Raw genomic sequence first — 12333 nt, forward strand, 5'->3', positions numbered from 1 at the left:
GTTGTTGCCCCCGTTGTTTTTTTGGCGAACCGAACAAACAGGGAACTGCGAGATTAGGCATGGTTGATATTTTCTCGAAAAAAGACGGCCCGCGCCGTGAAGACCAAGACGCAAGGCGCCTTCTGCAGGGGAACGGCGCAACCATTCGTCGACTAGCAGATCAAATCAGCGGCGGCGGATACTCTCGCTCCCGCGCTGCCATGGCAAACGCCAAGAAAGAACCAGAGCCGCAGGGCCTGAACATCCATGTCTATGGCGGTCCATCTTCGCCTTCGGAACCAAATCCCGTCGTTCGCATCAGTACAAACGAACGTGTTTTTGTTATGGATGCGAACTCTGGTAAACAAATGGAGTTCCTAGGACAAATACGCGTAAATGATGGCGTAAAGTTCTTCGCACTGGCGACCAAAGAGAATGGGTTCGTATCTCCACTCCCCGATGAAGTCACAGAGGTATTGAGCGACCTGAACAACATCGTAATCGAGTCTGATGAAATAAAGGAAAAGCTCGCAGATGTCATAACACGTCGTCTCGAACTTTGAGGCCATCCCAGAAGTAGCCGTTTTTTGAACCGCCTATCTATTTAAGGTGGTGTCAGTGAAAGAAAAACATGCGAAACAGATCCTCCACCTTCCCCAAAACCCCCCTCACGCAAGTCAGCAACGACAGCGACCAAAGAGCAACAATGAACGCTTGGGAAGCTTTCGTCGACACTGGGCGAAAGTCCGAAGAAGTCGAGAAAACCGTAAGACGGGAAATTCTGGACTCGTGGACGAGGTGCACAGATTTAGGCATCAACGCACTGACGCCGGCGGGCACACCGCAAAAAATTGGCGACGAACGCGTAGACGAATTGAAGCGGAAAAACGCTTCTTTATGCCGTGCTGCGCGCTCGGCTTTTCTGCGGCTTGGCCCCCATTTGTCAGAGTCCGGTGCTGTCCTCCTTTTGACCGACCGAAACGGAACAATAATCGATGCCATTGGCGATGATAAAACTCTGGACGAAGGGCGTGATATCCAACTGGAAGTAGGCGGTGTCTGGGACGAAAATGTGATTGGCACAAACGGTATCGGCACAGCTTTGCGCACAGGAAAACCAACCTATGTGCACGCGTCAGAACACTTCTGTCAGGGTATCAAATCCTGGACCTGTGCCGGTGTTCCGATCTTTGATCCGCTTGACCGGCAAGTCTTAGGGGTGGTCGATCTGTCGGGACCACTGGATATTTTTCGCCCCCATAATTTAGCGCTGGTTGTGGCCGCCGCAAAAGAAATTGAAATCGCTCTGGCAGAACAACAAAGGGAAGAACGAACCAATTTGCTTGAGGCATTTATCGATTTGCAAAAGCCACGCAGCACAGACGACACTGTCGTCTTGCTGGATTCAACCGGACGGATCGTTTTCAGTCGAAATACCGAGGTTGAACCTATTCTGAAAACTGGCGGCCTACCGATCGGAAAACAGCTTTTGTCCTGGACGCCAGATATGACGGACGGGGATCTGGTCGCAGCATTACCATCTTCACTGAGCGGTATTGAGATAGATATTCTTAAGTCCGGAACGCAGATTCAAGGCGCGGCACTGATACTTCCAGAGAAAAGAACATCCCCGACACCTACACGATCCACTGGGATCACCATTCGGCCACGGCATGGCGTTGAAGAAGACGAGATCCAAATTCTCGGCGAATGTCCTAAGATGTTGGAAGCTATCGAATTCGCCCACCGGGCCGCAAAGGCAAACGTCACGGTTCTTGTTCAGGGCGAAACCGGCGTTGGAAAAGAACTGTTCGCCCGTCTCATCCACAGCCATCACGCCGATAAAAAAGCCCCCTTCATTGCCGTCAACTGTGCAGCGATTTCGGGTGAACTTATCGGGGGTGAACTGTTCGGCCATGTTGCCGGGGCCTTTACAGGTGCCTTACGTGAAGGTCGGCCCGGAAAGTTTGAGCTGGCAAATGGCGGTGTCCTTTGCCTGGACGAAGTTGGTGATATGCCACCCGAGCTGCAAACATATCTGCTGCGCACGCTAGAGCAGAGGGCGCTTTATCGAATTGGCTGTGACAAACGCCGTCCGATTGACGTTCAACTGGTGGCGGTGACAAACAGAAACCTTCGGCAGGATATCGAAGCCGGCCGGTTCCGCAGGGATCTTTTCTATCGAATTGGCACCATAGTCATCGATGTACCTCCACTGCGTGAACGTGGGCGGGACATCGTCTTGCTGACTGAACATTTCAATCAAAAACTGTCGGCGAATTTTGATCGTGAACCGCTGCAATTTGATCAAGATGCCATGGCCGCTCTTCAAAGCTATCATTGGCCTGGAAATGTCCGTGAATTGCGCAACATAGTCGAACGGCTTTGCCTGTTGCACGGTACCGCAAGGGTATCTTTCGCCGATCTACCCGAAGAGATTTCCAGCCCCGAACCAAGCGACAGCATGTTTGGGAATACACCCCGGAATGTATCCACCAATTTCAATCTGCATGGAATTGAATCCGAAGCCATCCAACGTGCCATTGAGCAGGAAAATGGGAACCTGACGAAGGTGGCTCAATCACTCGGAATTTCGCGCCCAACTTTGTACCGGAAGATAAACCTGTACGGTCTTGGCCGCGGGAAATAATAGATGCGGCGACAGATCAAATCTGCCGCCGCATTTAGGGACCGATTTTCCATGGGGAGACGGACAGAACAGGTTCCCTAATTAGGCTGTTATTCGCGACTCTAAGGAACGATGACAGCGCGTCCCGTGAACTTGCGGTTTTTGAAATCGTCAATCGCTTGATTGATGTTATCAAGCGAATACTCAGTCTGGTGCATCTTCACCAACCCATCGGCATTCAGCTCCATCAACTCTACAAGTTCGGTATAGTCTCCAACCAGGCTACCGCCAATTTTGATCTCATTGACTACTAGGTCGACAGTCGGGATCTCGATCTTACCACCATAACCCACAACGATCAGTTCGCCGCCTTGCCGCAAAAGCTTCCAGCAAATGTTCTCGACGCCAAGCTCGCCGACAAAGTCGATGACAACATGGCTACCACCGCCAGTTACATCCATGACCTGTTCGATCAGATCCGGACCACCATCAAGAACAATGTCGGCACCAAGTTCCTTGGCCAGAACCTGCGCGCCTGGCTCACGGTCTACTGCGATAACTCGGGCGCCGCACAGGTTCTTCAAACACTGAATCGCAATATGCCCTAGGCCACCAACGCCCAGAACAGTGACATATGCACCTGGGTAAACCAGTTCGGCCGCACGCTTTGCAGCGCGATATGCAGTAATGCCCGCATCAGCCATAGGGGCAACTTCCAACGGAGTCACATTGGTGTTCAACTTGATCAATGAGCTCTCGTTTGTAACGAAATACTCTGCAAATCCGCCGTCCAGACCGAGGCCGGGAAACAAGCCATGATCACAATACATATCGTGGCCATACCGACAGTTTAAACAGATCCCGCAACTGCGATGTGGATGGCAAATCACCGCATCACCGGGTTTGACAGAGGTCACGTTGCTGCCAACATCTTCCACCCAACCGGCATTCTCATGGCCCATAATGTAAGGCAAAAGGCTGCCTTCGACATCCATGATATCTTTCCAGACGCCTTCAATGATGTGCAAATCAGTACGGCACAAACCTGCGGCACCGACTTTCACAATCACCTCATCCGGAGAATTTACCGTTGGGGCAGCGACCTCTTCGATCTTTAGCTGAACATTCATGGCCGGATCGTAATCATACAAGCGTGCGGCTTTCATGTTTCATTCCTTTTCTTAACTTATTTTCGGGTCTTCAAAAGCGATAGGTTAAGGGCGGCCCAACAATTCGGCACCGCCACCCAGGGCCGGGCCTTCGGTCGGATCGGCTTCACCTTCTGACAGGTCACCGACCAGTGTTTCAGTGGTCAGAATCAGCGTTGCCACTGATGTCGCATTGACCAAGGCACTGGCAGTGACACGAACGGGATCGATTATTCCTGCTTCAAACATGTCTCGGAACTCGCCCTTTGACGCATCAAAACCGTGCCCTCTTGGACCGGCCGTAATGGATGCAATCACTGCATTCGGATCCGCGCCGGCGTTGCTGGCGATCCGTTCGACTGGACGGGTCAGAACCGAGCGAACCAATTCAACACCTTTGCTGACATCGCCGTCATTCGCCGAAACGATGCCTTCCAGGACCGAGCCAATCTGTGCAAGCGCAGTTCCACCACCTGCGACGACCCCATCTTCAGAGGCCGCGCGAACCGCACAGAGGGAGTCCTCGATCAACTGAATTTTGCGCTTTTGTTCAACAGGTGTGAAACCACCGGCATAGATAACAGCAGTTCCGCCGGATAGTTTGGACACACGCTCACGCAACTTGTCCTGCTCAATATTCGGCGGAGCGGCGTCATGCTGGCGCTGCACCTGCGCGCGTCGAGCGCGCACTGCAGCCGGGTCACCGTCACCCTTCAGAATGCTGGTCAGAGAGGATGTAACCCGCGCCTTTTGAGCACCACCTAATTGTGCCAATGTGACGTTTTCGATCTTTTTGCCAAGGTCACGCGCAAGCACTTCACCGCCGGTCATGATCGCAAGATCATCCATCATCGCGGCGCGCCAGTGACCATACTCGGGTGGGTGCACAATCAGGTATTTGCCCGCACCGTTATTGTCCATCAACGAGATCACGACTTCTGGCGCAATTTCTTCAGCGATAACCAACAAAGGTCGTTTCTGTTCGTCGGCAATGCGTCTTGCATTATCCAGAATCTCAGGACGCAGGATTTTTTGATCCGTCATCAAAATCAGCGGATTCTCCAGGACCGCTTCCATGTTTTCACGGTCCGTCACCATATGATGTGAGATATAGCCCCGTTCGAAGGACATACCCTCGACCACCTCAAGCGTTGTGTCGATCGTCACCCCGAAATCGGCAGTGATTACACCCTCTTTCCCTACACGTTTGAAAGCTTCGGCAACCAACGATCCCAGTTCAGGTTCTGTTGCGGACACCCGCGCGACGGATTCAAGATAGCTGGGGTTGTCGTCGCAGGACCGCGATGCCTCATCCAGCGCGTTGATGATTTTGTGTACAGCCAGCTCTATGCCTTTGCACAAATCCACGGGTTTGACACCCTCAGCGGTCAATTCGACGCCTCTCTGGATCAACGCATTGGCCAGAACTATTGCAGTGGTCGTACCGTCGCCCGCGACTTCATTGGTCTGCATCGACACTTCACGGACCACTTGTGCACCCATGTTTTCAAACCGGTCGGACAACTCAATTTCGGATGCGATGGATACACCGTCCCGGGTCACCAAAGGGGTGCCGACGGGCCGGTCAATCATCGCGTTCAGCCCCTTGGGACCAAGGGTCGGCTCCACTGCCGCGGCCAGTTTGGAAACACCCTTGGCGAGCGCCCGCCGTGCTGTTCCGTTGTGTATCAGTAGTTTTGCCATGACTTCTCCCTTCCATCGGCTTAGAACCGATGGCTTCTTATGTTGACGGTTACGCGTGAAACGTTTTTAGCTGCGGGCTTCAGAAACTCTTGGTGGCACCCGGTTCTGAATGAAATCGATCAATGTCGGTCCATCTTCACCAATTTCAACCTCCTTGTACCGTGTTGATTGAAGCCCCCGACAAAGCGCGCCGTTGAACTCCATGTTGATGCGAACACCCCTGAGCTTACCCAGGTAGTCGCGCAATCCAGCCGCTGTTAGACGGTCACCTTCCCAAGTGACAAAAGCCGGATCTTCTGCTGATTTTGCCAAGTTTTGGGACAGCAGCAATTCGCGGTAACGCGGTTTCTGCTTGGACTCCTCACCGCCAGAAAACTCGATGGCGTCAAATTCTGAAAGTGTCATGTTGACGATCTTGGGCCCCGAAAAACCTTTGGCTTCCAACCCAAGCAATACGGTTTCCTGACGGCGTATAAATGCCTTCTCCAGAAACTTCGCACGGATTGAATTGAGATCATCACCATTACAATATTCAGCGAACACTTCGGTGAAGTCTTTCTCACCGTTAACGCCGTCATTCACTCGATCTGCAAAACAGTGATCATTAAGGGTGACTCTCACCTGACGAACCCAACTCAGCTTGCTAAGCTCATGGCGAATATCAAACGCCATGAGAAAGGCAAAATTTGGAGAGCACCAATAGGTCGGGAGCCGAAATTCGACCTCTACAAGTTTTGAATCAATGTTCACGTCAACAAGTTCGACAAACCCCATATCGGTGATCGGTTCGTCCAACTCAGGGTCCGTGACCAGATCGAGACGTTGCCAAATCTCCAACTCCAGCTCATCTTTGTGCATCTCCAAAAACATCGGCTTACTCCGCCGCGATCTGCACTGGTGATGCGCTAAGCTCAGCCTTCTTAGCTTCGACATCGATATCGTAAAGTGCTGCTGCATTCAGACCCAGGATCTTTTCTTTGATCTCATCGGTCAGTTGAACGCCGCGTTCTTTGGCGATGTCTTCAGGGATCTGATACTCCCAGAATTGCTCAACAAGCCATTGAGGGGTCCAGATTGCATAGTCCGAGCCGAACAGGATCTTATCCTCGCCGATCCAGAACAGCAGTTCCGCCATCACTTCACCGAAATACCTGGGACGGGTGAAAATGAACGGCATGGCAACGGCAAGACCGCCGTAGACATTGGTTTCCTGCGTCGCAATCCAGCAGAAATCATCCAAGCGCGGCAATCCGCAATGCTCAATTATCCAGTTCAGATTCTGGAAATCGGTAGCGGCATAATCCACATCACGAACGTCAAACGCATCCATGCTGAGCGGAATGATGGTCGGACCTTTGTGAACATGGATATTCTTGATACCCAGCTTGTCGCACAGTTCAAAGCACTTGTAAGCGGCAGGGTCATTGAGGGCCCAACCTTTGCTTTCTCCGTTCCATTCAGCGGTGTACATTTTGACACCTTGGATATCGAAGTTTTCCTTCATGTAATGGATGTATTCCAGCGCTTTCTCACCGTCTCTCGGATCGAATGACCCGTTCACGATAAAGCGCTCAGGATGGCGCGAGGCCATTGAGCTGCTGCGCTCGATGCTAGAAAAACCATTCTTGTAGAAGTCGCGCAGATATGTCGACTGGATGATCGCCACATCATCAGGCCCATCGATGAACAGATCCCGATAGACATCGTCTTCCGAGTACTTTTCGAACCGTCCTTTTTCCCACAGCTGTTCCGGCGGGCTTAGGTTGGTGTGGTAAGCATAAAAGCAGTCAATGAACTGCTTACCGTGAATATTGCTCTGGTTTTCCGGGCTGCCGTCCCAAAAATGAGTGTGACCGTCGACCACGAATATTTCTTTGCCATCTTTGGTTTTAAACATCGATTCCTCCTCAGGTAGTCTGAATTTTCACGCCGTGAAGTTTGGGAATGCGAACCCGAGCAAAGCCGGGTTCGCACATCGATTTTGTCACTCGATATATTCGAAGACGTCGTCCATGTTTCCAAACAGGACGACGGTGTTGTCATCGACCCGGACCATCCGGCCATAATGAGTGGACGTGTTGACTTCGAAAGTTTCCGCAGTCATTTCGCGACCCAGAAATTCACTGATCTCATCCATTTTGAAGACCAGTTTGCCCTCGCCGTCGACACGGATGGTCGCAGGGTTGTGGGTTACTGTGACTTTGGGATCTTCGCCCATGAACTCGGCAATCGCCCGGGCTTCAACAGAGTCATTCATGGTCACACCGCACTGGTGCGAAATGGTCTGTTCAAACTTGATTTCGTTCATCGGCTTGAAGATGTTTTGTTTTGAAGCGTCGCGTGCTGTACTCGACATCGTAAATTCTCCTTTGGGTTAGCGGCTCAGGCCAAGTTCAGACAGGATTTGGCCAAGACGCTCTTGCGAGACGGCTTTGACATCTTCGAAAGCAACGGGCTTGGAATGCGGCTGTGACCAGACTGGCTGCAACGCCAGTACGGCTTTGTCAGCCAGATCAGCATGTTTCTTGATCCAAGTTTGGAACAATGCCTTGTTATGCGCACCATGCTCTTCATCGTTTGCCAGCAGGTACATTAGGTCGATTGTGTTCGCGAGGTTGCGCTCATAATCGGCCTCGGCGGCCGAGATAACTGGCGGCGTGATGAAGTCATTGTTCGCAGCGGCGGCCTGCATCAGGAAACCCGACCGGAAAAGCTCACCAACCAGCGGTTCAAAGATCAAATTGATCGCGAAATACTGCTCAAGGTAGTCTTCCGACCCCATGATGGTTTCGATCGCCTCGCGGCAGGGTTGCCACATTGGATCTTCCAGCCAGGCTTTCTTGCCCAGTTCATCGTTCCAACCTTCGATATCCATTCCGATCTCGGCCAGATACAACGTGATATCCTGGCACAACCGCATTTTGTAGGACGAGTTGGTCAGCGTGGCGTTGTTGATCATCTGAGTATAGCCATACCTCTGGGCTTGCATCAGAGATGTGCCAAGACCAAACTCTGCATGTTTCCAGGCACCCAAATGAGTTTGCAGGATACGCTCCCAAGCCTTGTCAAACGACTTGTGGGCCCCGGCCTTGCGCGCATTGTCGACGACCGATTTTACCATTGAACAGATTTTGGACTGGCGCTGATAATGCGTGCGCTCCCATTCCTGATCAGGGGCTCGGAAGGCGTGCCAGTTTGAACTCAGCGCAGCTGTATTGTCCTTTTGATAGGCACCGCCGCCTTTGCCGCCTTCGAACTCGATGATCCAGTTTTGGATCAGATAGCGTTCGGGATCTGGTTGCACGTCGACGGTTACGTCTTCGTAATGCGTGGCGCGTTTGCCGCGTGGTTCAAAATAGTTGTATTTGCGGCTGGTCGATCCGACGAACGTTGCAGCGCCTGCGGCACCGGATCCAACGGAACTTGATGTAGCTACCATGGTAGCCTCCCTTGTTGTGTTTCATTCACATGACTAGCGATCAACCCAGCATCAGTGGGTCGATGAACCGGAAGTCGGTGTGAATTTGTCGTAAAAAACGCGCTCGCCATCGAAGTCGTTCATGAACAGCACCGGCGTCAGTGCATCGATCATCGGAGGGGGGCCGCAGGCGTAAACATCGCCTTCTCCATCGACGTCCAATTCCTTTAGATATTCGTCCACGATCTCGTGAACGAAGCCCCTGGCACCCGTCCAGTTATCGTCATCATCTGCGTGGCTTAACACTGGGATGAATTTGACATTCGCATTGGCGCCAGTGATCTCTGCGATCTCGTCCAGCTTGAACAGATCCTCTTGCGTGCGAGCCCCGTAAAAGAAATAAATATCGCGATCTTCGCCACTGCTGAGTTGATCATGCAGTATTGACCAGACCGGCGACATGCCGGAACCCGCCCCGACCAGGATCACCGGTCCTTGTCGGCCTTCCCGTCGGAAACACATTCCGTACGGTCCGCTGATTTCGACGGTGGCGCCTTTTTTGATCCCCCCTGCGTCGAGCTCGTTTGAGAACCTCCCGTCTGGGTATTTTTTGATGATGAAGGAGAGTTTCTGGGCTTCGCTCGGCGAATTTGCCATGGAGAACGAGCGTGTAATCTTCTCCCCTTTTTCGGTGGTAACCGTGATGTCGACATATTGCCCCGCCCAAAATTTGAGCGGTGTATCAATTTCAATATCAACACCGCGAATGTCATGGGTCAGCTTTTGGAAATCGACAATTCGGCCATTGAATTCTTTGACCGGAATGGATTTCGATAAAACCTCCTCGTCATAGTTCAGGAGTTCAATTTCGACGTCGCTATACGCCACAGTTCTGCACATCAGAACGTGTCCACTTTCCTTCTCAAAGTCATTGAGTGCGAAGGTTGAATACTTGAGCATTTCGGTTTCGCCATCCAACTGGACACATTTGCAAGCCGAACACTGGCCTTCTTTGCATCCATGCGGCAGAGCTATGCCTTGGCGGAAAGCGGCATCGAGAATGGTTTCATCCTCTTCAACCTCTATTTCCAAGCCAACCGGCTCAAAACGAACCCTGTATATTTCACCCATTAGTCGAGTCTCCTGTGTCCCGAAATCACGCGCGGAATTCGGACCTTCCTGTATGCAAGGGCCAATCAAGGCCCTTGCAAAAGATTGCTTTAGTTGAAGGGTGTGATGGTGAAACCAGCACGGTACTCGGCCAGATGTGCTTCACGCTCACCGTCCGACATGCCACGCAGTGCATTAAGCGGCGAGCCAAGGGTATGACCGCGAACATCGTCCAGCGTCCACATATCCTTGTTGTCAAAGCGCAGATGCGGCTGCGGCACCAGTGTCTTACCGTCTTCACGAACGAAGTTGAGGTCTTTGATGGCATCCGCCAGATCCCAACCGTCGTAAACAGTTTCCCACTCACGTTTGCCCGAGAACTTGCCCATCGCCGGCGTTGGCCGACCCTGGTATTCGTCTGCGAACGCTTCAACAGCGGTCCAGCGATCAAGCTCATGTGCAAAGGTGTGCAGCTGACCGTCGATTTCGTCGACAACCATGTCTTCGCGGATCAGGCACGGCACCAGGCACGACCAGCAGCGATGCGGATAAACATAGCCAACTTCTTCGTTGAAGGTGATGACTTTCTGGCCCGGAACGCTCAACTTGGCATACCATTTCCAGAAGTCGCCAAACTCGGCATACCAACCCGGATACTTGTGCTCAAACCACTCAAAATCTTTCTCGGTCTGAGCTTCAATCCGCCAGAAGTTCACCGGCCAACCGACTGCAAAGAACTGAGCAACTTTGTGCACATAGTTCTTCTCGGTGATCCGCTTCCAGGCTTCTTGCACATCGTCGTGATGTACTTTTACGCCGTATTTCTCGAGCGGCAGCATGTAGGTCCGGTAGTAGTCTTCAAAGATCCAGCGATGCCACATCTCCGCATAGGATTCCTTTTCCTTGTCGCGGTTGGTGGTGCCATATTCGATGAACGTACCGATCGCCGCATCAACGATGGCGTGGTTTTGCCAGAAGGAGTACCGCAGGTCGCGTTCCAAAAGCAGATGGTTCTCTGGCTCTTTCAGGGCCGCCATCAGAAGCGAGTGACCGTTACCGATGTGACGGCTTTCGTCAGACTGAACCGACAGGAACACAGTCGGCAAAGCATAATCGCCATTACGGGCGGCCTCTGAAGGCATTGCCACAAAGAGAGTGTTCGTGAACGCGGTTTCAGCAACGACGGTCAGATACATGCATGCGGCGGTCATTGTGTCGCCGGTGATGAACCCTTCGCCGAACTGACGGCCAATGGTGGTAGCATAACACTTACCAAAGGCTTCTTCGGTGATGTCGAAACCAGCCGGATCGATGTAGTTTTCCATGTACCACTTTTTCAGGTTCATCTGAATTGTGGAGTGACGGAATTCATCAACCATCTGCATAGTGAAACCTGTGCGCAGGTCTTCACCCGGCGCCAGACGAGCCACCATGGCCATCGAACGCGCAGCCGAAATTTCCGGGAACGGAATGATCGCCAGGAACAGCTTCATCCATTCGATCCAGCGCGGTTCAACGTTGCGGAACATGTCACCACGCAGCGCAGCGTCTAGCGCACCGTATACCCGGTTGTCTTTCTCTTCTTCCATCGGGAAGTAAGAGCGCAGAACCTGCTTCATCGGGTCGCGCGGCGCTTTGGTGATCTTATAGTCTGTGGGGAAAGTATTCGCTTCCTGAACATAGGTTGGATTCCAACCCAGGTCCGAAATCTTCTTGGTGGCCTCCCCTACCGAGATTCCTCTCTGAGAGGTAATTTTATTTAGCGTAATCGCCATGCCATGAGACTCCTTTGTTGCTGACCAATTTCTCGGTCGGTTGGAGACAGCGCATGCTGCCGTTTCTTCGACCCGATCACTGAACAGAGCCAAGAGGCACGGTCAGTTGATCCAGTCGTTCGGATCACGGCAAAGGTTTCGGAATGTATGCTCGGCGCTGCGCGTCAGTTCCTGCCGAATTCATCGGCGGGCACTCACTTCTTTGGCCGAACCCTCCCTGGTCCTTCGTTCTTGATGGTCCCCGTTTGAACGGGAACGCGGCGTTATGCCTAATTACATGCAAGGGGCATGCCAGATTTTGGATTTGGGTGATATTTTGGCTTAGAAAATCAGAGTAATTTATATAACATATTGTTTTATATGTTTATTTAATCTCTAAAAATTCTACTTCGTTCACACATGCTGTGAAGATATCGTGTTTTGACAGTTCCAGAATCCTGTCAAAACTGTCACGTTGCTTTACAAACTTTACGTTCACACCGCTGTTTACACTTAGGTCATGTTGACAAATGACGGATCCAGAGGCGGATTGAAGTGATATCTACGAAGCCGAGGAAGCTTTCGGCTATC

General features: G+C 51.9%; 10 protein-coding genes. 2 read left to right on the plus strand and 8 right to left on the minus strand.

Features of this window, described 5'->3' with window-relative positions; genetic code table 11:
- The first annotated feature begins 59 nt into the window (after positions 1–59).
- Both AC2FIP_RS11295 and AC2FIP_RS11300 read left to right on the plus strand, forming a co-directional pair.
- Entirely contained in the window at positions 60–542 is a 483-nt protein-coding gene (locus AC2FIP_RS11295) for a hypothetical protein (protein ID WP_496786447.1), read from the plus strand.
- Between the two features lie 143 nt (positions 543–685).
- Entirely contained in the window at positions 686–2629 is a 1944-nt protein-coding gene (locus AC2FIP_RS11300) for a sigma-54-dependent Fis family transcriptional regulator (protein WP_496697150.1), read from the plus strand.
- Between the two features lie 101 nt (positions 2630–2730).
- Here AC2FIP_RS11300 and AC2FIP_RS11305 read toward each other — a convergent pair whose 3' ends face one another.
- The 8 genes from AC2FIP_RS11305 to AC2FIP_RS11340 form a co-directional block, all read right to left on the minus strand.
- Complete coding sequence (locus AC2FIP_RS11305) at positions 2731–3774, minus strand: NAD(P)-dependent alcohol dehydrogenase (RefSeq protein ID WP_496697152.1); 1044 nt, start codon at positions 3772–3774, stop codon at positions 2731–2733.
- A 48-nt stretch (positions 3775–3822) separates the two neighbouring features.
- Complete coding sequence (locus AC2FIP_RS11310) at positions 3823–5460, minus strand: molecular chaperone GroEL (protein ID WP_496697154.1); 1638 nt, start codon at positions 5458–5460, stop codon at positions 3823–3825.
- 66 nt (positions 5461–5526) lie between these two features.
- Positions 5527–6330, minus strand: a complete 804-nt coding sequence (locus AC2FIP_RS11315; RefSeq protein WP_496697156.1) for an iron-sulfur cluster assembly protein — start codon at positions 6328–6330, stop codon at positions 5527–5529.
- A gap of 4 nt (positions 6331–6334) precedes the next feature.
- A complete protein-coding gene (locus AC2FIP_RS11320; protein ID WP_496697158.1) occupies positions 6335–7357 on the minus strand; it encodes an amidohydrolase family protein in 1023 nt (340 codons plus the stop codon).
- An 87-nt stretch (positions 7358–7444) separates the two neighbouring features.
- On the minus strand, positions 7445–7816 hold the full coding sequence (locus AC2FIP_RS11325; RefSeq protein WP_496697160.1) for an MmoB/DmpM family protein: 372 nt from the start codon (positions 7814–7816) through the stop codon (positions 7445–7447).
- A gap of 18 nt (positions 7817–7834) precedes the next feature.
- A complete protein-coding gene (locus AC2FIP_RS11330) occupies positions 7835–8899 on the minus strand; it encodes an aromatic/alkene monooxygenase hydroxylase subunit beta (RefSeq protein ID WP_496697161.1) in 1065 nt (354 codons plus the stop codon).
- A 51-nt stretch (positions 8900–8950) separates the two neighbouring features.
- Entirely contained in the window at positions 8951–10009 is a 1059-nt protein-coding gene (locus tag AC2FIP_RS11335) for an NADH:ubiquinone reductase (Na(+)-transporting) subunit F (protein WP_496697163.1), read from the minus strand.
- A gap of 89 nt (positions 10010–10098) precedes the next feature.
- Positions 10099–11763: an aromatic/alkene/methane monooxygenase hydroxylase/oxygenase subunit alpha gene (locus AC2FIP_RS11340; RefSeq protein WP_496697165.1), complete on the minus strand. Its 1665-nt coding sequence runs from the start codon at positions 11761–11763 to the stop codon at positions 10099–10101.
- Between the last annotated feature and the right edge of the window lie 570 nt (positions 11764–12333).

It is taken from the genome of Ruegeria sp. CDSB114 (assembly GCF_059611025.1).

What these genes read in the sequence shown, in the direction of transcription:
- AC2FIP_RS11295 (WP_496786447.1), top strand. Translation starts at nt 60, where the DNA reads ATGGTTGATATTTTCTCGAAAAAAGACGGCCCGCGCCGTGAAGACCAA.
- AC2FIP_RS11300 (WP_496697150.1), top strand. Translation starts at nt 686, where the DNA reads ATGAACGCTTGGGAAGCTTTCGTCGACACTGGGCGAAAGTCCGAAGAA.
- AC2FIP_RS11305 (WP_496697152.1), bottom strand. Translation starts at nt 3,774, where the DNA reads ATGAAAGCCGCACGCTTGTATGATTACGATCCGGCCATGAATGTTCAG.
- AC2FIP_RS11310 (WP_496697154.1), bottom strand. Translation starts at nt 5,460, where the DNA reads ATGGCAAAACTACTGATACACAACGGAACAGCACGGCGGGCGCTCGCC.
- AC2FIP_RS11315 (WP_496697156.1), bottom strand. Translation starts at nt 6,330, where the DNA reads ATGTTTTTGGAGATGCACAAAGATGAGCTGGAGTTGGAGATTTGGCAA.
- AC2FIP_RS11320 (WP_496697158.1), bottom strand. Translation starts at nt 7,357, where the DNA reads ATGTTTAAAACCAAAGATGGCAAAGAAATATTCGTGGTCGACGGTCAC.
- AC2FIP_RS11325 (WP_496697160.1), bottom strand. Translation starts at nt 7,816, where the DNA reads ATGTCGAGTACAGCACGCGACGCTTCAAAACAAAACATCTTCAAGCCG.
- AC2FIP_RS11330 (WP_496697161.1), bottom strand. Translation starts at nt 8,899, where the DNA reads ATGGTAGCTACATCAAGTTCCGTTGGATCCGGTGCCGCAGGCGCTGCA.
- AC2FIP_RS11335 (WP_496697163.1), bottom strand. Translation starts at nt 10,009, where the DNA reads ATGGGTGAAATATACAGGGTTCGTTTTGAGCCGGTTGGCTTGGAAATA.
- AC2FIP_RS11340 (WP_496697165.1), bottom strand. Translation starts at nt 11,763, where the DNA reads ATGGCGATTACGCTAAATAAAATTACCTCTCAGAGAGGAATCTCGGTA.